Genomic DNA, 22,667 nt, shown 5'->3' with positions numbered 1-22,667 from the left:
GGGGGCCCGTCGGCTGTCTAGTTCCAGGTGCGGGAGCGCAGCGGCATGCCGGACTCGCCGGACTCGGGGGTCTTCACGGCCAGGACCTGGTTGACGCCGATGCGGTTGCGTTCGAACGCCAGCGCGGATGCCGCCATGTACAGGCGCCAGACGCGGGCCCGGCCGGGGCTGGTGAGCTGGACGGCCCGGGCCCAGTCGGCCTCCAGGTTGGCCACCCAGCGGCGCAGGGTGAGGCCGTAGTGCTCGCGGATCGACTCCACGTCGCGCACCTCGAAACCGGCGCGTTCCAGCTGGGAGACGGTGGTGCCGATGGGCTGGAGCTCGCCGTCGGGGAAGACGTAGGAGTCGATGAACGCGTCCACCTCGTACGCCGACTCGTCGCGATGCGGGCGGCGGCCGATCTGGTGGTTGAGGAGCCGGCCGCCGGGCCGGAGCAGGTGGTGCAGGTCGGTGGCGTACTCCAGGTACCGTTCGGCGCCGACGTGTTCGGCCATGCCGATGGAGGAGATCGCGTCGTACGGCCCGTCGCGGACATCCCGGTAGTCCTGTACGCGGATCTCGACCTTGTCCGTCAGCCCCTCGTCGGCGACCCGCTTGCGGGCGTAGGCGGCCTGCTCCTGGGAGAGGGTGATGCCGACGACGGTGGTGCCGTGCTCGCGGGCGGCGTGGATGGCCATGGAGCCCCAGCCGCAGCCGACGTCCAGCAGGCGCTGACCCGGCTTCAGGGCGAGTTTGCGGCTGACCAGTTCGAGCTTGTCGCGCTGGGCGGTCTCCAGGGTGCTGTCCGGGGTGGGCCAGTAGGCGCAGGAGTACACCATGGACGGGCCGAGGACGATCTCGTAGAAGTCGTTGCCGACGTCGTAGTGGTGGCTGATGGCGCGTCTGTCGGTGTGCTTGGTGTGCAGGTGGCGGCGGGGGCGGCGGACCTCCTCGGCGGGCGGGGCGGGGGGCAGCGGGGGCCCGGCGAGCTTCACCAGGCCGCGTACGGCGGAGCGCACCTCGGGGTCGCGCAGGGCCTGGGCGAGGGTGCGGGCGTCCTCGCCGCGCTCCCAGATCAGGCCCGAGAGCAGGTCGAGGGCGGTGTAGAGGTCTCCCTCGATGTCGAGGTCGCCGGCGACCCAGGCGCGGGCGAGGCCCAGTTCGCCGGGCTTCCACAGCAGGCGGCGCAGGGCGCGGCGGTTGTGTACGACCAGGGTCGGTGCGGTGGGCGGGCCCGCGAGCGAGCCGTCCCAGGCGCGGATGCGTACGGGGAGCGGGGCTCCCACCATCTGTTCCACGAGGCCCTTCAGCCGCGGCGCGGCGTCTGGCATGGTGCACCACCTCCGTGACAGGTGATCCCGGAATGTCCGACACCCACGTAAACACCTGCGGGGCTGTTCCGCAGTCCCGGCGCGCGTTATGGCTGGGCAAATCCTGAGACCACCGCAACAGCAGCTGAACGACGTGAAAGCGGCGCTGCCATCAGAGCTTGAACACACCCCGGCAGATCCATCCGGCGCCGAGGACCGTACTTCGCGTCGGCGTTGTCAGACGAACTGCGCGACAGCGGTGCGACACCGCTGTCGGGGTGTTGGGGTCCAGACCCCCACTCCGGTGTCCGGGCGAACAGAACCTCGATCAGGCCACCCGCATGCAGAAGCACGCCGAAGGGGCCGCCCGCACCACGGATGGCAGGCGGCCCCTTCGGGCGTTGCAGCGACTGCGGTCAGGAGGCCTTGGCCTTTTCCTCGGTCTTGGGGGCCGCCGCGACGGGGGCCGGCTTCGCGGCCTCGTAGAACTCCTCGCGCGGGGACTCGATGGCGCCCAGGGACACCACCTCGCGCTTGAGGAACATGCCGAGGGTCCAGTCGGCGAAGACGCGGATCTTGCGGTTCCAGGTCGGCATGGCCAGGCCGTGGTAGCCGCGGTGCATGTACCAGGCGAGACGTCCCTTGAGCTTGATCTTCATCTTGCCCATGACGATCATCGCCACGCCCTTGTGCAGGCCGAGGCCCGCCACCGCGCCCTTGTTGGCGTGGCTGTACTCCTTCTGCGGGAAGCCCCGCATGCCGGAGACCACGTTGTCGCCGAGGACCTTGGCCTGGCGCAGCGCGTGCTGGGCGTTCGGCGGGCACCAGGCGTTCTCCACGCCGGCCTTGCGGGCGGCGAGGTCGGGCACCTGGGCGTTGTCGCCCGCGGCCCAGATGTAGTCGGTGCCCTTGACCTGGAGCGTCGGCTCGCAGTCGATGTGGCCGCGGGGGCCGAGCGGGATGCCGAAGCGGGCGAGCGCCGGGTTCGGCTTGACACCGGCGGTCCACACGATCGTGTTGGAGTCGACCTCGAGGCCGTTCTTCAGCACCACGTGGCCGTCGACGCACGACTCCATGGAGGTGTTCAGGTAGACCTCGACACCGCGGCCCTCGAGGTGCTCCTTGCCGTACCGGCCGAGCTTGGGGCCGACCTCGGGCAGGATCTTGTCGGCGGCGTCGACCAGGATGAAGCGCATGTCCTCACGGGACACGTTCTTGTAGTACTTGGCGGCGTCGCGGGCCATGTCCTCGACCTCGCCGATGGTCTCGGCACCGGCGAAACCACCACCGACGAACACGAACGTGAGCGCCTTGCGGCGGATCTCCTCGTCCTGCGTGGAGTCGGCCTTGTCGAGCTGCTCGAGGACGTGGTTGCGCAGGCCGATGGCCTCCTCGATGCCCTTCATGCCGATGCCCTGCTCGGCGAGGCCGGGGATCGGGAAGGTGCGGGAGACCGCGCCCATCGCGATGACCAGGTAGTCGAAGGGCAGCTCGTACGCCTCGCCGACCAGCGGGGCGACGGTGGCGACCTTGCGGTCCTGGTCGATGGACGTGACCCGGCCGGTGAGGACCTCCGCCTTGGGAAGCACGCGCCGCAGCGGGACGACGACGTGACGCGGGGAGATGCTGCCGGCGGCGGCTTCGGGGAGGAAGGGCTGGTAGGTCATGTACGACCGGGGGTCGACGACCGTGACGGTCGCCTCGCCGTAACGCATCTTCTTCAGGATGCGCCGAGCTGCGTACAGGCCTACGTACCCACCGCCTACTACGAGGATCCTGGGACGCTCCGTGGTGCTCATGCCATCGAGTATCCACCCGCCCCAGGGGGGTGGCTCGTGCGCCCCTTCACAAGCTCTTCCAAGGCCTGTGTTACACTCCCGCGCTCACGTGACGCAGGTCATGGCGGCGAACGGGAACCGGGGCGCGGCGCCGGCCGTTGTCAATGCCGCGTGAGCTGCCTCTCTGGGCCGAAGGACCCTCCGTGAGGGGGCCGTTCGGCCTCTTGACGCCCCCGGCCGGGGACCCCCTCCCCGCACCGTTCTGAACGCGTTCAAGGGCCCGTTGACCCCCCGGACGGGTCAACGGGAACGCTTTCGTCGTCCTGCCGGGCCCAATTCCTTGTGAAGAACTTCACGAACTTTTCCGGCGGGGTGGCGCGGACAGGTCCGGGGACCCCCGCCACGCTCGCTCAAACGGGCGTCCGGGCCGCTCAGGCGGGGGCCGGGGCGGGGGTCACACGCAGGCGTCAGACCGTCAGGCGAGGGACCAGGCGATGCCGTCGAGGATGTCGTGTTCGCTCACCACGACCTCCTCCGCGCCGATCCGCTCCATGATCGCCAGCAGTACCAGGGCGCCCGCGCCGATCACGTCGACCCGGCCGGGGTGCATCGACGGGATCGCCGCGCGCTCGGCGTGGGTGGAGTGGAGCAGGCGGTGCGTGATCTCGCGGACCCGGTCGTGGGAGACACGGGAGTGGTGGATGGCCGCCGAGTCGTACGCGGGCAGATCCTGCGCGATCGCCGAGACCGTGGTGACCGAACCGGCCAGGCCCACCAGAGTGCGCGCCTCGCGCAGCGGCACGGTCTGTTCGGCGAGGTCGAGGGCGGCCTCGATGTCGGCCCGCATAGCGGCGATCTGCTCCGGCGACGGCGGGTCGGAGACCACCCCGTCGCGGACCAGGTGCCGCTCGGTCATACGGACGCAGCCGACGTCGACGGATCGGGCGGCACGCACGTGGTCGTCGCCGACGACGAACTCCGTCGAACCGCCGCCGATGTCCACGACCAGGAACGGGCGGTGCAGGTCCGCCCGGCCCGTCAGCTCCCTGGTGGCGCCGGTGAAGGAGAACTCGGCCTCCTGGTCGCCGGTGATGACCTCCGGCTCGACGCCCAGGATGTCCAGCACCCCGCGCACGAACACGTCGCGGTTCTCGGCGTCCCGGGAGGCGGAGGTCGCCACGAAGCGCAGCCGCTGCGCGCCGAGCTCCTTGACGGCCCGGGCGTACTCGCGGCAGGCCGCGAAGGTCCGCTCCAGCGCCTCGGGCGCCAGACGCCCGGTCCGGTCCACGCCCTGGCCGAGCCGGACGATCGTCATACGGCGGTCCAGGTCCACCAGCTCACCGGTGGCCGGGTCCGCGTCGGCGACGAGGAGGCGGATGGAGTTCGTCCCGCAGTCGATGGCGGCGACCCTGCTCACGTGCCGTCCTCCTCGTCCGTGGCGGTCACGCACGGGCCCTTGCGCCACCACTCCGGCAGCATCGCCAGGGCCTCGTCCCCGAGCGGGTTGACGCCGGGGCCGGCGGCGAGGGAGTGGGCGACCAGCACGTGCAGGCACTTCACGCGGTCCGGCATGCCGCCCGCGCTCGGGAAGCCCTGGAGCTCCTCGATCTCGTCGCGGCGCCGGACGTAGTCCTCGTGCGCGGCGCGGTACGCGGCGGCCAGCTCCGGGTCGGAGGCGAGCCGCTGCGTCATCTCCTTCATCACACCGTTGGCCTCCAGCGTGCCGATCGCCGAGGAGGCCCGCGGGCACGTCAGGTAGTACAGCGTCGGGAACGGCGTCCCGTCGGGCAGCCGCGGGGCGGTCTCCACCACGTCCGGCTGCCCGCAGGGGCAGCGGTGCGCGATGGCGCGCAGCCCGCGCGGGGGCCGCCCGAGCTGCTGCTTGAAGGCCTCCACGTCCGCGTCGGTGGGCTCGGTGCGCTCGGTGGTCGGCGGGGGCGTGTCCATATGTGTCTTTCTACGGTCTCACTGGTCGGCGGCGTCGGACTGGTCGACCCCGTCCCAGACATTGGCGTACCAGGGGCGGTTGCCCGCCCCGAGGTCGGCGCGGGACTGCTTGGCCGCGCCCGGGTCGATCACGACGTAGCCGGTCTCGCCGGGCATGACGTAGTGCAGCCGCTTGCGGATCTGCTGCTCGGCGTACGCGTCGTCCTGCCAGCGTGCCTTGAGATCGCGCAGTTGCTCGACCCGCTTGCGGGCCTGCTCCTGCTCACGCTGGACGTCGGCGATCTCGGCGCGCTGGGAGACGTACTGCCGCATCGGGTAGGCGAGCGCCACGATCAGCGAGCACAGCACCAGGGCGAGCAGCGCGGCCCGGCCGGTCAGCCGGGAGCGGCGGGCCTGGCGCCGGGTCTGCGAGCGGTAGACCCGGGCCGCCGTCTGCTCCCCGATCAGCCGGATCCTGGTCGCGGTGGAGAAACGGTCCCGGTCCTTGACCGCCATGGTTCCCCGCCTCCCGTTCAGATGTCTGGCCTGTCATACGCGCGTACGTCCCCGGACACGGTACGGGACCGAGTACGGGGACGTACGTGCGACTGGCTCAGCCTTGACCCGGTGAGGGTCAGCCCTTGAAGCGGGGGAAGGCCGAGCGGCCCGCGTACACCGCGGCGTCGTCGAGGATCTCCTCGATGCGCAGCAGCTGGTTGTACTTGGCGACGCGCTCGGAGCGGGCCGGGGCACCGGTCTTGATCTGGCCGCAGTTGGTGGCGACGGCCAGGTCGGCGATGGTGACGTCCTCGGTCTCGCCGGAGCGGTGCGACATCATGCACTTGTAGCCGTTGCGCTGGGCCAGCTCGACGGCGTCCAGGGTCTCGGTCAGGGAGCCGATCTGGTTGACCTTGACCAGCAGGGCGTTGCCGGCGCCCTCCTCGATGCCGCGCTGGAGGCGCTCGGGGTTGGTGACGAACAGGTCGTCGCCGACGAGCTGGACCTTGTCACCGAGCTTGGCGGTGATGTCCTTCCAGCCCTCCCAGTCCTCCTCGCTCAGCGGGTCCTCGATGGAGACGAGCGGGTAGGCGTCGACGAGCTCGGCGTAGTAGGCGGTCATCTCCTCGGCGGTGCGCTCCTTGCCCTCGAAGACGTAGCGCCCGTCCTTGTGGAACTCGGTGGCGGCCACGTCCAGGGCGAGGGCGATCTGCTCGCCGGGGGTGTAGCCGGCCTCCTTGATCGCCTCGAGGATGAGGTCGAGGGCCTCGCGGTTGGAGCCGAGGTTCGGGGCGAAGCCGCCCTCGTCGCCGAGGCCGGTGGACAGGCCCTTGGACTTCAGGACCTTCTTCAGGGTGTGGTAGACCTCGGCGCCCCAGCGCAGGGCCTCGGAGAAGGACTCCGCGCCGATCGGGGCGATCATGAACTCCTGGATGTCCACGTTGGAGTCGGCGTGCGCGCCGCCGTTCAGGATGTTCATCATCGGCACCGGCAGCAGGTGCGCGTTGGGACCGCCCAGGTAGCGGAAGAGCGGCAGGTCGCTGGCCTCGGAGGCGGCGTGGGCGACGGCGAGCGAGACCCCGAGGATGGCGTTGGCGCCGAGCGAGCCCTTGTTGTCGGTGGCGTCCAGGTCGAACATGGCCTGGTCGATCAGGCGCTGCTCGGTGGCGTCGTAGCCGACCAGCTCCGGGCCGATCTGCTCGATGACGGCGAGGACGGCCTTCTCGACGCCCTTGCCCTGGTAGCGGTTGGGGTCACCGTCGCGGAGCTCGATGGCCTCGAAGGCGCCCGTGGAGGCGCCGGACGGGACGGCGGCACGACCCGTGCTGCCGTCGTCGAGGCCGACCTCGACCTCGACCGTGGGATTGCCTCGGGAGTCCAGGATTTCCCGGGCTACGACGACGTCGATGGACGGCACGAGCATCTCCTTCTTGGGATGTGACGCGGGTTGGCAGTGCCGCGGGGGCTCTGCGAGACGAGCCTAACCGGCCGGGGGCGATCGGCCAGCCGGTCACCCACCCCTTGGACAGAACTGAGCGTAAATTGTTTCCGAACGGAACAAAGGAGCGCCGAGCGCCACAGATGTGCCGCCGGACATGACCCCGCCCCGGCGCGTACGGGGGAACACGCACCGGGGCGGGGAGCAGGGCAGGCCGATCAGCTCAGGTGCAGCTGCTGGCCCGGGTAGATGAGGTTGGCGTCCTCGATGATGTCCTTGTTCAGCTGGTAGAGCTTCTCCCAGCCGCCCTTGACGTCGTGCTGCGCGGCGATCGAGCTCAGGGTGTCGCCCTTGACGACCTTGTACTCGCCGTCGCCCTTCTTGACCTTCTTGCCGGTCGGGGTGGTGACCGTCTTCTGGCTCTGGGTCTTCGGGGTCTGGGTCTGGGCCGGGCGCTCGGTGGAGCGGGAGGCCGTCTGCTGCTCGCTCTGGCGGGTCTCGGTGGAGCCGGAGCTCTGCGCCGAGCCGCCGTTGTACGAGGCGCCGGACAGGTTCTTGCCGCAGACCGGCCAGGCACCCTTGCCCTGGCTCGCGAGGACCTTCTCGGCGATCTGGATCTGCTGGGCCTTGGTGGCCTTGTCGGCGGTGGAGGCGTACTGCGTGCCGCCGTACGCGGCCCAGGTGGAGGCGGAGAACTGCAGACCGCCGTAGTAGCCGTTGCCGGTGTTGATGGACCAGTTGCCGCCGGACTCGCACTGGGCGACGGCGTCCCACTCGGACTCGGTGGCGGCGGAGGCGGTGCCGGCGGCCATCAGCGGCGCGGCCACGGCGGCGCCGGTGACACCGGCCAGGGCGACGGCGCGAACGGCCTTGGACGGACGGCGGTGCTTGCCCTTGCTGGAAAACAGCATGGATGGATCCCCTCACCGACGCCTGCGAGGTGAGCTGTCGGGTTCGGGCCGGTTGAGTTGCCCGGCCGGGTCCCTTGCGGGACTCGGCTTCACCCCTAGCCGGATCCAGCCTCATGTGCTGGGCCCGGCGCCTACCTTGGGTCCCCCGCTCCTGCCCGCGGCGCTTGACGCGACGACTGTTCCCGGGCTGCCACTGGCAGGATTCGGCGTTGCGGCAGCCGGGGCTCGCGGTGGCGAGCGGTCACGACCGTAGCCAGGTGATCCGCGGAATTTCAAAGACGATCAGGGCTTCTGAGATCTATCTCTCATCACGCTTACATGGGACATTAACCGCGAACCGCGAGGGAAACTGCCGCCCTTTCAGGGGTTCTTCTGCCCCGGTTCGACCCCTATGGCAAGCGTCTGACCGGGGAGGATGAGGTCGGGGTCGGCGCCGACGGTGCGCTCGTTGGCCGCGTAGAGCGCGTGCCATCCGCCGCCGAGGTCAAGGGAGTCGGCGATGGACGACAGACTGTCGCCGGTACGCACGGTGTACGAGCCGTCCACCGCGTCCCGCGCGGCCGCGTCCCCGCGCGAGGCGTGCCGTCCCCCCTCCCCGGCCGTACTGCCGGGCGCCGGGGTCTCCTCGGCGCTGGGGCCGCGGTGCCGGCCGGTGCCGGCCGGGGCGGCCTCCGCGTCCGTGCCGGCCAGGGCCGAAGGACCGCCCGCGCGGCTCGAGTTGCCCGAGTCGCCGGAGTGCGAGGTGTCCGCGGAGGAGCCGTCGATGTGCGGCGCGTCGCCCTCCGTGCCTGACGGGGCGTCGGAGGAGGTGGAGGGCGCCGGCGCGTCCGGCGACGCAGAGTCCGGCGACGCCGAGGAACGGAACGACTCGGAAGAGTCGGACAAACCCGATGAGTCTCGCGAGTCGGATGATTCCGCGGCCTTCGGCGAGGAGTCGCCGGCCACGCCCGTGTCGATGTCGGCCGAGGCCGAGTCCTTGTCCAGGCCCGCGAGCAGACCGCAGGTGCGCCAGACGCCGACCCCCTCGTCGGCGAGGACTCTCTCGGCGACGGCTATCTGCTGGTTACGGCTGGCCAGGTCCGGGCTGGCCGCGTAGTCGAGGCCGCCGTGCTTCTCCCAGTCCTCCTGGGACAGTTGCAGGCCGCCGTACAGGCCGTTGCCGCTGTTCTGGCTCCAGGCGCCGCCGGTCTCGCAGTCCGCGACCCGGTCCCAGGTCGTCCCGTCGGCCGCGCTCGCGCCGGTGGCTCCGAGGAGCGGGATCGCGATGGCGGAACCGGTCACTCCGGCCGCGACGAGGAGAGCCGGAGCCTGACGGGGGCGACGGTGACGACCGTTCCCGGAGAGCATACGGAGACCTTTCACGAGACAGCACTGACCCGCGTGGCGGCCGTGACGGGGGCCGCCGCGCTGATGGGTGAACGTATCGGCAGACGATCACCCATCACAAGTTCGTTCCGCGCAGATCACGTGAAGATCACAGTGTTGAGCGTGTGTCACCTTTGCGCAGCGTGCGCCCCTTGCCCCACCGGCGTGAACGCCACCGGCAGGGTGCGCAGTCCCCGCATGATGAGCCCGCCGCGCCAGCGCAGTTCGGACGGGTCCGCCGCGAGCCGCAGGTCGGGGAGGCGGGTGAGGAGGGTGGCGAGCGCGGTCTGGCCCTCCAGGCGGGCGAGCGGGGCGCCGAGGCAGTAGTGGATGCCGTGGCCGTACCCGAGGTGCTGGTTGTCGCGCCGGGACAGGTCCAGCACGTCCGGGTCGGCGAAGCGGTCCGGGTCGCGGTCGGCGGCGGCCAGGACCACGAGGACGGGGTCGCCGGGGGCGATGTCCTGCCCGCCGATGGTCAGCGGCTGGGTGGCGAACCGCCAGGTGGCCAGCTCCACGGGCCCGTCGAAGCGCAGGAGTTCCTCCACACCGGTCTCCAGCAGCTCGCGCTCGCCGGCGGCGAGGGACTTCTGCAGCCGGTCCCGCTGCCCGGGGTGGGTGAGCAGGGCGTAGGTGCCGTTCCCGATGAGGTTGACGGTCGTCTCGAAGCCGGCGAACAGCAGGATGAAGGCCATCGCCGCGGCTTCGTTCTCGGTGAGGTGCTCGCCGTGGTCGGAGGCGCGGATGAGGCCCGAGATGAGGTCCTCACCGGGGGCCGGCTCGGGCGGCAGCGCCGCACGCTTGCGGTGGATGAGGTCGGCGAGGTACCCGCGCATCTTCTTCACCGACCGCGCGACCCCGCCCCTCGGGCCGCCCTGGTGACGGATCATCATCCCCGCCCAGTCCCGGAAGTCGTCCTGGTCCTCGCGCGGGACGCCGAGCAGGTCGCAGATGGCGTGGATGGGCAGCGGGAAGGCGAACTCGTGGATCAGGTCGGCCTCTCCCCGGGCGGCGAACCCGTCGATGAGGCGGTCGGTCAGCTCCTGCACCCGGGGCGCGAACTCGGCGACGCGGCGCGGTGTGAACGCCTTGCTGACCAGCCGCCGCAGCCGGGTGTGGTCCGGCGGGTCGATGTTGAGCAGGTGCGTCATCAACTCGGCCTTGCGCTCCCCGGGGATCCCGGTCTTGCCCTTGGCGTGCGCGGGCTCGTCGTGATGCGCCGGGTTCTTGGACAGCCGGTTGTCGGCGAGCGCCTGCCTGGCGTCGGCGTACCGGGTGACCAGCCAGGCCTCGACACCGCTGGGCAGCCGGGTGCGGTGCACGGGGGCGTGCTCGCGCAGCCAGGCGTACGCCGGGTACGGGTCGGTGGCGAACTCCCAGGTGAACAGCTCCGGGGGTTCGGGCTGCGGGCTGTCCGGGGTGGGCCGGGGCCGGTCGGTCACGTGTCCTGCGCTCCGCCCTGCTGCCCGGCCGGGTCCGTCCGCCGGGCCGTCTCCGTCTGCCTGATCGCGTCGCGGTACGCCCGGGCCGCCGCCCGCAGTGCCGCCTCCGGGTCCACGCCCTGCGCCTCGGCCCGGACCGCCAGTTCCAGCAGTTCGTAGCCGATGCCCTCGGTCCTGGGCAGCGGCACGTCGAGTCCCGCCGTGCGCACCCGGGAGGCCAGTTTGGCGGCGAGCGCCAGGCCCGGCTGGCCGAGCGGGATGCCCTCGGTGACGGAGGTGCGCTGCTTCTCGGCGGCCTTGGTACGCAGCCAGTGCTCCTTGACCTCCTCGGGGGTGGTCGCCGTCGCGTCGCCGAAGACGTGCGGGTGGCGGTGGATGAGCTTGGCGACGATGCCGCCGGCGACGTCGTCGACGGAGAAGGGTTCCTCGGGGTGCTCCTCGGCGATCCGGGCGTGGAAGACGACCTGGAGCAGCACGTCGCCGAGTTCCTCGCGCAGCTCCTCGCGGTCGCCGTCCTCGATCGCCTCGACGAGCTCGTACGCCTCCTCGATGCCGTACTTCGCCAGGCCCTGGTGGGTCTGCTGGGAGGACCAGGGGCACTCGGCGCGGATGCGGTCCATGACCTGCACCAGGTCGAGGAGGCGGGCGCCCGGCAGGTCGTAGGAGGCGGGCAGCAGCTCCAGCTCGGGCATGCGGACCCGGCCGGAGCCGGCCAGCCGCGCCAGGCCGTCGGTGAGGGCCGGCTCGCCCTCGCCGGTCGCGACGAGCACCACCGTGCGGCCGCCTGCGCAGGCGCGGACCAGGTCCTCGGCCGTCGGGGACGCTTGGTCGACCGCTATGCCCGCCTCGCGCAGATACGGCAGCTGCGGATGGGCCGCGTCCGCGCACAGCACCCGGTCGGCCGCGTGCAGGGCCTGCCAGGCGGGCCAGGACAGCAGGCCGGGGGCGACCCGGTGGCTGGTGGTGAGCAGGACGATCCGGCCGGGGGCGGTGTCCGGGCCGGCGCCGGGGGTGGCTTCGGGGCTGGTTGCGTTCACGATTCGAAGCTAACCCACGGCGCCGACAGGGCGATCAGTTGTCCACAGGCCGCGATGCCCGGCGGCGGCCGACCGGCCGGGCGCCTGCTACGCGGTGCGCTCCGCCTGTGCCGCCGAGACGTCCTTCACCCACGGTGTCCTGGCGTCGGCGCGGCTGCTCTTCTCGACGTCCCAGGTGCCGTAGCGCGGGTTGAGCTCGACGTCCAGTTTCGCGGAGGCCTTGGACAGGGCCTTCCAGAAGTCGGGGCGGCTGGTGTCGGTGCCGAGCTTCTCGGCGAGCTTCTGGGCCTCGAGCTGGAGGCGGAGGTTCTCCTCGAGGCGCTGCGGCGGGATGCCGTACCGCTGGAGCCAGGCCGCCTGGAGCGCCTTGGCCCCGCCGGCCTGCTGCTCGAGGCCGGACCGCATCCGCTGGATCTCGCGGCGGGTGACGCTCACGCCCGCGTCCTGGGCGGCCTGGTGCAGCACCCGGTCGAGGACCATGGTGTGCAGGGTGTCGCGGGTCAGGGTGCCGGTCCTGGCGATGACCTGCTGGTACTGGGCGTCGCCGCGCACGGCCGCCCGCTGCGCCGCGCGGACCTCGTCGACCCGCGCCTCCAGCTGGGACACGCTGATCCGCTGACCGCCGACGACGGCCGCCGCACCCGGGTGCGCGTCGTTGCCGCAGGCGGTCAGGAGGGGCGCCGCGGCGGCGATCGCGGCGGAGAGGAGGAGCGCGGTGCGACGGCGGCGGTGCAAGGAGACCTCCCGGTGGAGATTGTGCGACGGTGCACAAAGTCTTGCGGTGATCGATGGTAGGCAGTGGCCCAGCTCTGGCCAACCCATTCGACCAACGATTCACCGCGACTTCCCGCACCGCCGCGCCCGTCCCTGCGGCCAGGGAGGTCTGCGCGGCGACACCGGCCCCGCGTGCCAGAGCCCGCGACGCCGGAACGATCCAGACGACAGGCCTAGCCGCGTACCTGCCCCAGCCACTGCAACGTCCGCCGTACCTCGGCGGCCTGCGGGTGCCCGGGGCCGTGCGTGCGCTCCACGTCGTGCAGCAGGCGGGCCAGGGTGTCGTGGGCGGCGGCGCGGTCGCCCAGGGCGAGCAGGAGGTGGCCGATGCGACGGCGGACGTCGTACGCCAGTTCGGGGTCGCCCGCCGCGACGTACTGGTTCTCGTAGTACGGCAGCAGCGCGCGGTACTCGGCGAGCGCCGCCGCCGGTTCGCCGAGCTGCTCCAGGCACTGGGCGGCCTCGTAGCGGAACCGCAGGGACTGCGGGTCGGCCTGCCCGGCCTCGGCGGCGCGTTCGTCGGCGAGGCGGCGCAGTTCGGGCAGCGCGCGCCGGTACTGCCCGTCGTCCAGGAGCGTGGCGGCGTACTGCTTGCGCAGCGTGCGCACGACCGGGGAGTGCTCGCCGTGCTGCTCGGCGGCGACGGGCAGGATCGCGCCGAGGATGTCCACGGCCTGGGTGATGCGGCCCTCGCCGAGCAGCCGCTTGACCTCGTCGACGGCCCGGGCGATGTCCGGTTTCCCGGCGGCCTGCGGCACCGGGGCGGGCTGGGGCGGCGCGGGCTGGGGCGCGGGGGTGCGGGCGCGGTCGGGCCAGGGGGCGTGCGGGCGCAGGAAGGGGCGGGTGGGGTCGAGGGGCGCCCCGCTGGGGGTGCCGCGCGCGGGCAGGAGGGGCTCGAGCTGCTCGTACACCTCCTGCGCGGAGGCGGGGCGGTGCTGCGGGTCCTTGGCGAGCAGGCGCAGGACCAGGGTCTCCAGGGCCTCGGGGACCTCGGGGCGGATACGGCGTACGGGCAGCGGCGGCTCGTACAGGTGCCGGTGCAGCACACCGAGGGCCGTGGAGCCCGCGAAGGGCACCTGGCCGCTGAGCAGTTCGTGCAGCAGCACACCGAGCGCGTACAGGTCCGTGTACGGGCCGACCGCACCGCCCATCGCCTGCTCGGGGGCCATGTAGGCGGGCGAGCCGATGGGGGAACCGGTGTGGGTCAGGCGGGTGGTGTCGGTGTCCATGACGGAGGCGACACCGAGGTCGAGGACGGTGACCGTGCCGTCCTGGCGCACCATCACGTTGCGCGGCTTGAGGTCCCGGTGGACGATCGGCACGGCGTGCACGGCGCTCAGCACGGCGCACAGTTGCGCGGCGACCGCGACCGCCCACTGCCAGGGGTACGGGTCGTGCTCGGCGAGGTGGTCGGACAGGTCGGCGCCGTCCACGTACTGCATGACGAGGAACAGCTCCTCGCCCTCGCTTCCCGCGTCGTGCACCGTGACCAGGCCCGGATGGTCGACCTGCGCGGTCACCCGGCACTCGCGCACGAAACGGCGGCGCAGCTCGTCCGCCTCCTGGCCGGCCACCTTGTCGGGCCGCAGCAGCTTCACCGCCACGCGCCGGTCGAGCCGCTGGTCGTACGCCGTCCAGACCTGCCCCATGCCGCCCTGCCCGATGAGCGTGGACAGCGCGTAGCGGCCGGCGACGACGCGTCCGGTCGCGACGCTCACCGTCCGCCCTCGGGGGTGCCGTCCTGGTGGCCCTCGTGCCGGCGCAGGTAGTCGCTGAGCTCGTCGAGTTCGGCGCGCACCTGGTCGATGCGGGCGGGCGCGGGGCGCTGCGGCGGCGCGGTGGACAGCGGGGGTTCCGGCACGGGCGTGCGGGATACCGGGGGCGGGGTCTGAGCGGTCCGCGGGTCCTGGGGCCGGGGCGTCGGCGTCGGCGTCGGCGTCGGCGTCGCGGTGTACGGCGACGGAGGGGTGGGCTGCGGGAAGCCGTACGCCGGTGCGGGTGCCGGTACGGGGGCGGGGGCCGGCTGGGGGCCGTACCCGCCGTGGCCGAGCTGCTGGAAGTGGCGGATGTCCGCCGCCAGGTAGTACGCCATGCCGGCCACGAGCGTGCCGAAGAGCAGGCCCATGCCGGTCCAGCCGCCCACGGTGTGGACGTCGTCCCCGGGCTCCTTGCCGATCAGGACGAACGCCAGGACGTCGGCCGCGAGGGCGGCCACGAACAGGCCCCAGTCGAGCCCCCGGCGCGTGACGATCGCCAGGCGCAGCAGCATCACCCACGCCAGCAGACCGATGCTCAGGAACCCCAGCGCCACGAACAGCACGCGCAGGAAGACCAGCCACCCCGTCGCGGGCGGCTGCTTCACCGGCTGCGTGTAGCCGTGGCCATGCATGACAGCTCCTGGATCCTGGGGTGGCGGACGGGCGGACCGGCACGTCCGGTGTCGGGGACGCCGGCCGCACGCATATCGCTTCGAGCGTATAGGCCGACACGGACAAGCGGTCCCGGGTTGTACCGAACCGTTGTCATGCTGATCACTTCGTACGACGCCGCAGGTGCGGCCGGGCGCCGCGGAGCCCGGCCCTCCGGTGTCCTGCGGCTCACTCGGGCGCCACCGTGCCGTCCGTCAGGCCGTCGTACATCCCGCGCACCAGCCGCTCCCCGAGCCGGCTCGCGTGGCGCAGCGCCCGCTCGAACTCGTCGAGGGCGCGGAACCGCGCGCCGTAGCGCCGTTGTTCCTCCAGCGGCAGGCGGGGCAGCTGGAGCCGGCGGACGTCCAGGCGCGTGGCGGTGGACGCGTAGCTGCTGGCCTGGCGGTTGTTGGCGGTGCCGCGCAGGAAACCGGCGAGGAACCAGGGGTCGAGCGCGGCGGGATCGGGGCGCAGCAGGACGAGGTTGCGCCCCAGGGCGGCGCCCTGCGTCTCCGCGTCGACGACGCGCGCCACCGCGCCCCCGCCGAGCACCGGGACCACGACGTCGCCCGGTTCCGTGAGCACCGCCTCCTCGTCGCTCTCGGGCAGTGTCCCGGAGGGGCCGGTGCCGGCCAGCACGTCGTGGTCGGTGAGCACCGGCACACGCGCGTGGCCGCCGTTTCCGCCGGTCCGCATCAACAGGGCGCCGCCGCGCGCGAGCTCACCGACGGTGGTGAGCGGCCAGCGGGGCGCGGCGGGGGCCGGGAGCGCGGGCGGCGGGGTGAGGTCGGCGGTCAGCCGCAGGGTCTGTCCGAGGCGTTCGCGTACGTCGGTGAGCTGCTCGGCGCCCCCGGCGGCCGCCGGGGGCGGCAGATGGCGGGCCGGGGCGAGGTCCACGTCGTCGTCGAGGAGGTCGATGACGGGCACGGAGCGGGCCAGGCCGGGGCGTTCGTCGAGGCGGCCGGCCCCGTCGAAGGCGCACCAGGCGTCGAGGACGGCGTCGCGCACCGCCCGCCAGTCCGGGCCGCCGCGTGCCTCGCCGGCGAACTGCCCCGCGTCGGCGAGCAGCACCTCGGGCTGCGCGACGACCTGCCCGGGCGCCTGCGGGGGCCGCCGCAGCACCCACAGGTGGAGCGGCAGGTTGTACGGCGGTGCCGCGCCGGCGGGCAGCGCGAGGACGGCGCGCAGCGCGCCGCGGCGCAGCAGGTCGGCGCGGATGCGCCGCCCGGAACGGCGGGAGGCGGCGGCGGGCGGCATGAGCAGGACGGCCGTGCCGCCGTCGCGCAGCCGGGCCAGGGCGTGCTGCACCCAGGCCAGCTCGGACTCGTTGCGGGCCGGGAAGCCGTACTCCCAGCGCGGGTCGTAGGCGAGTTCGTCGTGGCCCCAGTTGCGCTCGTTGAACGGCGGGTGGCACAGCACGGCGTCGGCGCGCAGCGCCGGGTGGGCGTCGGCGCGCAGCGTGTCACCGGCGGCGGCGTGCACGGGGGCCTTGGTGTGCAGCGCGAGCCGGAGCGCGGTGAGCGCGGCGAGGTCGGGGGCGCTGTCCTGGGCGTACAGCTCCTGGCCGGGCCGGGCGGCGGCGGCACGCAGCAGGGCACCGGTGCCACAGGCCGGGTCGAGGACGCTGCGGGCCGGTCCGGCCAGGTCGGCCATCAGTCCGGCGAGGTCGGCGGGGGTGAGCGTGTACTGGCGCGGGTTGGCGTCCAGGTGCCGGCGCAGCAGGAACTCGAAGGCCTGGCGGGCGCCGAGCTCGGCGGCGAGTTCGGCGGCGCCGCGCAGCAGGGGGACGGAGGGGAGGAGGGCGGGGCTGGTCGGGGGGTTCACAGCCGGGGTGGGGGCCGGGGTGTTCACAGGCGGGGCGGTGGGGGCCGGGCTGTTCACAGCAGGGGCGGTGGGGGCCGGGCTGCTCACAGCGAGAGCGGGTCCGGCGGGGGTGGGGAGGACCTGTCTGTTCACAGTCGGCTGCGAGAACGCGGCCGCTGCGCTGTGAACACCGCGCTTCCTGCCGGAGGCCGCCGCCCCGAAACGCGGTGTGAGCACCTGCTCCAGGAGCCCGGGGAGCAATGCGGCCAGTCGTTCGTCGGAGCCGGCACTCGCCTCCAGCCAGACGGTGGGCCGGTCGTGGATCAGCAGCAGGACGCAGCCGACGTGGGTGAGGGCGGTGACGGGTCCCTCGGGGTGGCCGGCGAGGTGCTGCCAGACCCGTTCGCGCAGGGGGACTTCGGCGAGTTTGCCGTGCCGGCGCAGCCAGGCCTCGACCTCGGCCAGGGCGAAGGAGGGGCTGGCCTCGGTACCGCCGACGGGTGTGGGGAAGTCGGCGTGCCGGCGGCGCCAGTTGCTGACGGCGGCGCGTCCCACCCCGGCCAGCCGCGCGATCCCGGCGGCGGTCACTTCTGTCGCGTTGTCCTGCACCCGCCCCGCTCCCCTCGTCCCGTTGTGGTGCCGAGCATACCCACGCCCGCAAGACCCGGGCGTTCACGGCGTGTATTGGCCGCATGCTGTTAACCGTGTTGACTCAGTTCACAGCTTTCTGCTCTGATGGGTGCACGAACACGCGGCCACCGATCGGAGTGGTGGCCGCCTCACACGCTTGGGTTGGCACGCCGCCACCCGGGGGGAGACACAGCCATGGGCAGGAAGATCAGGGTCGCGCTGGGTATCTGTCTCGCCGCCGCGGCCACCGCGGGACTCACCGGCTGCCAGCCGGGCGAGAACAAGGCGGGAAGCAAGCCGAGCACCTCCCACTCCTCGAAGGGGACCAAGACGAAGGACCCGTTCGACGGGCTGACCGCGGACGAGATCGCCGACCGGGCCATGAAGGCCACCACCGGCGCCACGTCCCTGCGGATGAAGGGGGAGGTCCCCGACGAGGAGAGCGGCGGCACCATCCGGGTCGACTTCGCCCTGGACAAGAAGGGCGAGTGCGCCGGAACCATGGGCCTCAAGGGCCAGGGCGAGGCCGAGCTGATCAAGACCGGCGACACGCTCTACATGAAGTACGACGAGGCCTTCCTGCGCGCCCAGAGCAAGGGTGAGTCCAAGGCCGACACCGACGCGGCCGTGGCCCTGCTGGCCGGGAAGTGGACCAAGATGTCCGCCAAGGGCTCCGACGCCAAGGACATCGCGAGCTTCTGCGACCTCGACGTGGTCCTCGGCGACGCGGAGGACGGCACCTCCGGCGCCACCCGGGGCAAGACGACCACCGTGGACGGGGCACCGGCCCTCCTGCTGCACGAGAAGGCGGGCAAGGAGCGCCACACCCTGTACGTCGCCACCGAGGGCGAGCCGTACCTGCTGCGCTTCGAGAGCCACACCCCGGGCGACCGGGGCCACCTCACCCTGAGCGACTACAACAAGCCGGTCCCGGCGCAGAAGCCCAGCGGCAAGATCCTGGACATGGACCAACTGGGCGGCTGACCCGCGCACGGCCCGCACCCGGCGACGCCACTGCGCCGGGACGGCGGTCATCGTCAGAACGCCGGCGCCACCGAGCCGATCGTGGCGCCGGCCCCGATCAAGCCAGCAGGATCTCGCCGCAGATCGTCCCGGCCAGCACCACATAAACGGTGCACGCCATGTAGTTCAGCACAGCTGTTGCTTTGGTCGAGTCGACAAGGCGTGCGTGAAAATATCCCGCCAGAATGCCGATGCACCCGTAGAGAATCACCTCCATCAGGATGTCGATCGCACCGAGCATCGCCATCTGCAGTCCCGGGTTGTCCGCACTTCCGATGAACTGCGGGAGCACCGCGAGGAAGAAGAGAATGATCTTCGGGTTCGTGATGCTGACGAGGATGCCTCGCAGATACCAGCGGCCGGCCCTGACATCACTGTGCCCAGTGATCGCCCGACGCGCATGACGCAGCGTCACAAAGGCCAGCCACAGGAGATACGCCGCACCCAGAATCCTGACAGCATCCAGTACCGAAGGGTGCGATCGGGCGATTTTCCCTAAGCCGGCGACGACGGCGGCGGCGTAGACACTCATGCCGGTTCCGATGCCGAGGATCGCTTTCACCGCGGCCCGGCGACCGCCTTCGAGGCCCACCGCGAGCATGTAGGCCATGTCGGGCCCGGGCGGACCGAGGAAGAGCAGGATCACTGCCACGTAGCCCGGCAGCACCGTCAGATCCACCATCGTCAGCGACCTCCACCCCTGGCGTGACGTGCGGGAACTCCGCGGAGCTGGTAGCGATCGCTGCACGCTGGGTTACCGCCGGCGACGGACGGGCACCCGATGCTGACCTTGGAGGGTGTCATGAGATCTCCCAGTCAAGGTAGAACCACCTAAGACGGTTCTACCATACACGCAAAGCCCCTGATGGGCATGGGTGTTCTTGCACGTGACCCATCCACCAGGAGCTTCGCCGTTCGCAGAAGTCAGGAACGCGGGGTGAACGTGATCGGCAGTTTCACCGCGCCCGTGTTCCCGGAATCAGGCAGCCACTCGGCGCCTTCCCCCACATGCAGATCGGTCATCCGCGTGGCCAGCGCCGTGAGGGCCACATTGATGTCCGCCCTGGCGACGAAGTGCCCCAGGCAATGGTGCAGGCCGCCGCCGAAGGCGAAATGAGGCGAGCGCTCAGCATCGAGGTCGATACGGTCCGGGTTGTCGAATGCGGCGGGATCAGTGGCCGACGAAAGGGTGAACAGGTGGACTGTCGTACCTTTCTCGATCGTGCGCTCCTTGTGCTGGAACGTCTCTGCCGCTTCGCGTGTGATCCATCGGCCGATCGGATTGATGCGGAGCACTTCTTCGACCGCCTTGGCGGCGTAGCGGTCCGGGTCCGCGGCCAGCTTCTCCCACTGATCCGGCTGCCTCGAGAACGATTCGACAGCCAGCGCCAGTTGGTTCCGAGTCGTGTCGATCCCCGCGAAGATGAGCAGGATGATGAGGTTGATCAGTTCCTCGTCCGAGAGCCTGCCGTCATCCTCGTCCCTCGTCTCCACCAGGGTGCTGAGGATGTCCTTGCGAGGTGACTGCCTCCTGCTCGCCACCAAGGACTCCGCATATCGAGTGAGTTCGACGACGGCTTCGTCGATCTCAGCGATGTTCTCCTGGATGGAGATGCCCAGACCGAGCCCGATGGTGGACGCCAGCCGAGCGATCTTCTTCCAGTCGCGCTCGTCGATGCCCAGCATCATGCACAGGATTCTGGTCGCATACGGCGCCGCGAAGCGACTGGCGAACTCCGTCTCCCCGTCATCGATCCATTCGTCTATCAGGCTGTCCGCCAGGGCTCGGAACCGGGGATGCAGCGGCTCGATCCGGCGCTGCGAGAACGCGGGGTTGACCAGGCGCCGGATCCTGTTGTGCTCGTCCCCCTCCAGCACCAGCAGCGTCTTCTTCCACCAGCTGTCGAAGTGCCCCTCGACCACTCCGTGCTGAGCCGGCCACTTGGCCGACCCTTGCGTCAGACGGGGGTTCTTCAGCAGGAAACTGCTGTCCTCGTACGAGAGGACGGCGATGCCCCAGTCGGTTTCTGCGTACCAATGTGCAGCTCGCGCCTTCCGCACCTCTTCCGAGTCCATGCGAAAGTACTTGTCGTTGATGTCGAGGTGCAAAGGTGTGGGTTGCTGCGCCATGGAAAACGACTCCTGATCGTCGAACACTGCGGAATCAACCGGCGGTCAACGGGCCGATGCGGTACAGGACCTCGTCGTGGTGGCTGTCGGGGAAGAGGCTGCCGGGGAACAGCACGCGCGTTTCGATGGGCGCCGAGTGCTTCTTGGCGAACTGCTTCAGCACCATGAGGATCGCCTTGTTCTCGGCGGAGACCGTGGCCTCGACGTACCGGGCGCCCCGGGCCACCTGCTGGTCGGCCGCGGCCTGGAAGAGCTTCACCCCGAGGAAGGGGATGCCGTGGCGCGGGTTGACGGCGGTCTGCCAGACGAAGTAGGTCTCGGGCTCGTCGGGGCGGCGGTAGCCGGTGAGGAAGCCGACGATGTCGTCGTCCACGGTCGCGATCAGCGAGCCGTCAGCGAAGTCCCGGAACCACAGCGTGTAGTAGTAGACGCTGTTGGAGTCCAGGCCGGGGGTGTTCTCGACCAGTTTCCACACGGCTGGACCGTCCTCGGGCACCGGTGCCCGGAAGACCGCCTGCTTGGTCGCGACGGTGCTCCGGTCCGCGCCGGCGGCTGGGGTGGCGGAGATCGTCATGGTCAGACCTCCTCGGTCCGGGTCAGCAGCGGGTGGGCCATCATGGCGGGGCGGATCCTTTCTCCCTCGGGGGAACCGGGCGCGGTCATGCCGTTTCGTGGACGGCGCGCTGCACGATGCGCAGCCCTTGGTCGAGTTCGTCGCTGGTGATGGTCAGCGGGGGCAGCAGCTTGACGACCTGGCCGTGCGCTCCGGAGGTCTCCATGAGCAGACCCAGCTCGAAGGCCCGGCGTGCGGCGCGGCCGGCGTGCCCGGGGTCGGAGAGTTCCAGGCCCCACACCATCCCGCGGCCGCGGTAGGAGGAGCCGCTGTGGTGCGCGGCCGTGTCGCGCAGCGCGGCTTCGATGGTCTGGGCGTGTGCCAGGGTCTGCTGCTTCAGCTTGTCGTCGGCCCAGTAGGTGTTCAGGGCGGCGGTCGCGGTGACGAAGGCGGGGTTGTTGCCGCGGAACGTGCCGTTGTGCTCGCCCGGCTCCCACACGTCCAGCTCGGGCTTGAACAGGCACAGCGACATGGGCAGTCCGTAGCCGCTGATGGACTTGGAGACGGTGACGATGTCCGGGGTGATGCCGGCCTCCTCGAAGGAGAAGAACGCCCCGGTGCGGCCGCAGCCCATCTGGATGTCGTCGACGATCAGCAGCATGTCGTGCTGGTGACAGAGCTCGGCGAGGCGACGCAACCACTGCGGGCGGGCCACGTTGATGCCCCCCTCGCCCTGGATCGTCTCCACGATCACCGCGGCCGGCCTGTCCAGCCCCGACCCGTGGTCCCGCAGCAACTGCTCGAACCACAGGAAGTCGGGTGTCCTGCCGCCCATGTAGTGGTCGAAGGGCATGGGAGTGGTGTGCACGAGCGGTACGCCGGCGCCCGCCCGTTTGAAGGCGTTGCCGGTCACCGCCAGGGAGCCCAGTGACATGCCGTGGAAGGCGTTGGTGAAGGAGACGACCGTCTCGCGCCCCTTGACCTTGCGCGCCAGCTTCAGCGCGGCCTCCACGGCGTTGGTGCCGGTCGGGCCCGGGAACATGACCTTGTACGGCAGGTCCCGCGGGCGCAGGATCAAGTTCTGGAAGAACTCGAGGAACGCGCGCTTGGCCGTGGTCGACATGTCCAGGCCGTTGGTGACGCCGTCGCGCTCCAGGTAGTCCAGCAGGGCGCGTTTGAGCACCGGGTTGTTGTGGCCGTAGTTGAGGGATCCGGCGCCGGCGAAGAAGTCCAGGTACGCGTGCCCGTCCTCGTCGTACATCCGGCTGCCCTGCGCCCGGTCGAACACGGTGGGCCAGCCACGGCAGTAGCTGCGTACCTCTGACTCCAGGGTCGTGAAGACGCTCAGGTCGGGCTGGATGAGCGTCATGCCGAGACCTGCTCACGCTGCGTGCGCAGGACGAAGTCGGTGAAGGTGTCCACCGAGACGAAGTCGTCCGCGTCCAGTTCCTCCGGGTCGACGACCAGGCCGATGGAGTCCTCCAGGGCCATCAGCATCTCGAGCATGGTGGTCGAGTCCAGGTGCAGGTCGTCGAAGAGCTTCACGTCGCCGGTCAGGCCGGTGACGGGGCGCTCGAGGACGTCGGTGAGAGCGTTCTCGAGGGCCGTGACAACGTTCTGGCGATCCATGGTCATGTCCTTGTGCGTGTGAGGAGTTGCTGCGGT

General features: G+C 71.2%; 20 protein-coding genes and 1 riboswitch. Of the genes, 1 reads left to right on the top strand and 19 read right to left on the bottom strand.

Annotated features, from left to right (window positions below):
- Positions 1–17: 17 nt before the first annotated feature.
- The 14 genes from AB0K80_RS18225 to AB0K80_RS18160 form a co-directional block, all read right to left on the bottom strand.
- On the bottom strand, positions 18–1,310 hold the full coding sequence (locus AB0K80_RS18225) for a cyclopropane-fatty-acyl-phospholipid synthase family protein (protein WP_365670696.1): 1,293 nt from the start codon (positions 1,308–1,310) through the stop codon (positions 18–20).
- 395 nt (positions 1,311–1,705) lie between these two features.
- Complete coding sequence (locus AB0K80_RS18220; RefSeq protein WP_365670694.1) at positions 1,706–3,088, bottom strand: NAD(P)/FAD-dependent oxidoreductase; 1,383 nt, start codon at positions 3,086–3,088, stop codon at positions 1,706–1,708.
- A 454-nt stretch (positions 3,089–3,542) separates the two neighbouring features.
- Positions 3,543–4,484, bottom strand: coding sequence for a Ppx/GppA phosphatase family protein (locus AB0K80_RS18215; protein WP_365670692.1), 942 nt, complete (start codon positions 4,482–4,484; stop codon positions 3,543–3,545).
- Positions 4,481–5,014, bottom strand: a complete 534-nt coding sequence (locus tag AB0K80_RS18210) for a DUF501 domain-containing protein (RefSeq protein ID WP_365670689.1) — start codon at positions 5,012–5,014, stop codon at positions 4,481–4,483. Before AB0K80_RS18210 ends, AB0K80_RS18215 begins: the two co-directional genes overlap by 4 nt.
- A gap of 18 nt (positions 5,015–5,032) precedes the next feature.
- Positions 5,033–5,509 carry a septum formation initiator family protein gene (locus tag AB0K80_RS18205; RefSeq protein ID WP_365670687.1) on the bottom strand — a complete coding sequence of 159 codons (477 nt, stop codon included), beginning with the start codon at positions 5,507–5,509 and terminating at the stop codon, positions 5,033–5,035.
- Between the two features lie 118 nt (positions 5,510–5,627).
- A complete protein-coding gene (gene eno / locus AB0K80_RS18200) occupies positions 5,628–6,908 on the bottom strand; it encodes a phosphopyruvate hydratase (RefSeq protein ID WP_365670684.1) in 1,281 nt (426 codons plus the stop codon).
- A 239-nt stretch (positions 6,909–7,147) separates the two neighbouring features.
- The gene (locus AB0K80_RS18195) at positions 7,148–7,840 is read right to left on the bottom strand and encodes a transglycosylase family protein (protein WP_365670682.1); all 693 of its coding nucleotides are present in this window, start codon (positions 7,838–7,840) and stop codon (positions 7,148–7,150) included.
- A gap of 4 nt (positions 7,841–7,844) precedes the next feature.
- Positions 7,845–8,013, bottom strand: a riboswitch (cyclic di-AMP (ydaO/yuaA leader).
- 187 nt (positions 8,014–8,200) lie between these two features.
- Positions 8,201–9,187: a transglycosylase family protein gene (locus AB0K80_RS18190; RefSeq protein ID WP_365670680.1), complete on the bottom strand. Its 987-nt coding sequence runs from the start codon at positions 9,185–9,187 to the stop codon at positions 8,201–8,203.
- A 146-nt stretch (positions 9,188–9,333) separates the two neighbouring features.
- The gene (locus tag AB0K80_RS18185; RefSeq protein ID WP_365670678.1) at positions 9,334–10,644 is read right to left on the bottom strand and encodes a cytochrome P450; all 1,311 of its coding nucleotides are present in this window, start codon (positions 10,642–10,644) and stop codon (positions 9,334–9,336) included.
- Positions 10,641–11,681, bottom strand: a complete 1,041-nt coding sequence (locus tag AB0K80_RS18180) for a nucleoside triphosphate pyrophosphohydrolase (RefSeq protein ID WP_365670676.1) — start codon at positions 11,679–11,681, stop codon at positions 10,641–10,643. The genes AB0K80_RS18185 and AB0K80_RS18180 overlap by 4 nt, the downstream gene beginning before the upstream one ends.
- An 87-nt stretch (positions 11,682–11,768) precedes the next feature.
- The gene (locus AB0K80_RS18175; protein WP_365670674.1) at positions 11,769–12,416 is read right to left on the bottom strand and encodes a SurA N-terminal domain-containing protein; all 648 of its coding nucleotides are present in this window, start codon (positions 12,414–12,416) and stop codon (positions 11,769–11,771) included.
- A 212-nt stretch (positions 12,417–12,628) separates the two neighbouring features.
- Positions 12,629–14,131, bottom strand: coding sequence for a protein kinase (locus AB0K80_RS18170; protein WP_365670843.1), 1,503 nt, complete (start codon positions 14,129–14,131; stop codon positions 12,629–12,631).
- A 38-nt stretch (positions 14,132–14,169) separates the two neighbouring features.
- Positions 14,170–14,844 (bottom strand): hypothetical protein, encoded by a 675-nt coding sequence (locus AB0K80_RS18165; RefSeq protein WP_365670672.1) that lies wholly within the window; start codon positions 14,842–14,844, stop codon positions 14,170–14,172.
- A gap of 208 nt (positions 14,845–15,052) precedes the next feature.
- A complete protein-coding gene (locus AB0K80_RS18160; protein WP_365670671.1) occupies positions 15,053–17,275 on the bottom strand; it encodes an N-6 DNA methylase in 2,223 nt (740 codons plus the stop codon).
- A 216-nt stretch (positions 17,276–17,491) separates the two neighbouring features.
- Here AB0K80_RS18160 and AB0K80_RS18155 point away from each other — a divergent pair, with 216 nt between their 5' ends.
- Positions 17,492–18,280 carry a hypothetical protein gene (locus AB0K80_RS18155; protein WP_365670669.1) on the top strand — a complete coding sequence of 263 codons (789 nt, stop codon included), beginning with the start codon at positions 17,492–17,494 and terminating at the stop codon, positions 18,278–18,280.
- Positions 18,281–18,377: 97 nt separating this feature from the next.
- On the opposite strand, the gene AB0K80_RS18150 is transcribed toward AB0K80_RS18155, so the two are convergent.
- From AB0K80_RS18150 to AB0K80_RS18130, 5 genes are all read right to left on the bottom strand, one after another.
- Complete coding sequence (locus tag AB0K80_RS18150; protein ID WP_365670666.1) at positions 18,378–19,001, bottom strand: LysE family translocator; 624 nt, start codon at positions 18,999–19,001, stop codon at positions 18,378–18,380.
- Positions 19,002–19,243: 242 nt separating this feature from the next.
- On the bottom strand, positions 19,244–20,476 hold the full coding sequence (locus AB0K80_RS18145) for a cytochrome P450 (RefSeq protein ID WP_365670665.1): 1,233 nt from the start codon (positions 20,474–20,476) through the stop codon (positions 19,244–19,246).
- A gap of 7 nt (positions 20,477–20,483) precedes the next feature.
- The gene (gene ectA / locus AB0K80_RS18140) at positions 20,484–21,023 is read right to left on the bottom strand and encodes a diaminobutyrate acetyltransferase (RefSeq protein WP_365670662.1); all 540 of its coding nucleotides are present in this window, start codon (positions 21,021–21,023) and stop codon (positions 20,484–20,486) included.
- Between the two features lie 85 nt (positions 21,024–21,108).
- Positions 21,109–22,371, bottom strand: a complete 1,263-nt coding sequence (ectB, locus tag AB0K80_RS18135) for a diaminobutyrate--2-oxoglutarate transaminase (protein WP_365670660.1) — start codon at positions 22,369–22,371, stop codon at positions 21,109–21,111.
- Positions 22,368–22,631: a phosphopantetheine-binding protein gene (locus tag AB0K80_RS18130; RefSeq protein ID WP_365670658.1), complete on the bottom strand. Its 264-nt coding sequence runs from the start codon at positions 22,629–22,631 to the stop codon at positions 22,368–22,370. Before AB0K80_RS18130 ends, ectB begins: the two co-directional genes overlap by 4 nt.
- Positions 22,632–22,667 lie beyond the last annotated feature (36 nt).

The sequence above is a fragment of the Streptomyces sp. NPDC052682 genome (assembly GCF_040678435.1).
In the GTDB taxonomy this organism is placed as follows: Bacteria; Actinomycetota; Actinomycetes; order Streptomycetales; family Streptomycetaceae; genus Streptomyces.
The sequence above is the reverse complement of the archived record's forward strand: the minus strand, read 5'-3'. Positions and strand labels throughout refer to the sequence as shown.

Excerpts from the sequence above, each read along its gene's own strand:
- AB0K80_RS18165 (WP_365670672.1), bottom strand. The coding sequence starts at position 14,844 with ATGCATGGCCACGGCTACACGCAGCCGGTGAAGCAGCCGCCCGCGACG.
- AB0K80_RS18195 (WP_365670682.1), bottom strand. The coding sequence starts at position 7,840 with ATGCTGTTTTCCAGCAAGGGCAAGCACCGCCGTCCGTCCAAGGCCGTT.
- AB0K80_RS18190 (WP_365670680.1), bottom strand. The coding sequence starts at position 9,187 with ATGCTCTCCGGGAACGGTCGTCACCGTCGCCCCCGTCAGGCTCCGGCT.
- AB0K80_RS18220 (WP_365670694.1), bottom strand. The coding sequence starts at position 3,088 with ATGAGCACCACGGAGCGTCCCAGGATCCTCGTAGTAGGCGGTGGGTAC.
- AB0K80_RS18130 (WP_365670658.1), bottom strand. The coding sequence starts at position 22,631 with ATGGATCGCCAGAACGTTGTCACGGCCCTCGAGAACGCTCTCACCGAC.
- ectA (WP_365670662.1), bottom strand. The coding sequence starts at position 21,023 with ATGACGATCTCCGCCACCCCAGCCGCCGGCGCGGACCGGAGCACCGTC.
- AB0K80_RS18205 (WP_365670687.1), bottom strand. The coding sequence starts at position 5,509 with ATGGCGGTCAAGGACCGGGACCGTTTCTCCACCGCGACCAGGATCCGG.
- AB0K80_RS18155 (WP_365670669.1), top strand. The coding sequence starts at position 17,492 with ATGGGCAGGAAGATCAGGGTCGCGCTGGGTATCTGTCTCGCCGCCGCG.
- ectB (WP_365670660.1), bottom strand. The coding sequence starts at position 22,371 with ATGACGCTCATCCAGCCCGACCTGAGCGTCTTCACGACCCTGGAGTCA.
- AB0K80_RS18225 (WP_365670696.1), bottom strand. The coding sequence starts at position 1,310 with ATGCCAGACGCCGCGCCGCGGCTGAAGGGCCTCGTGGAACAGATGGTG.
- AB0K80_RS18150 (WP_365670666.1), bottom strand. The coding sequence starts at position 19,001 with ATGGTGGATCTGACGGTGCTGCCGGGCTACGTGGCAGTGATCCTGCTC.
- AB0K80_RS18210 (WP_365670689.1), bottom strand. The coding sequence starts at position 5,014 with ATGGACACGCCCCCGCCGACCACCGAGCGCACCGAGCCCACCGACGCG.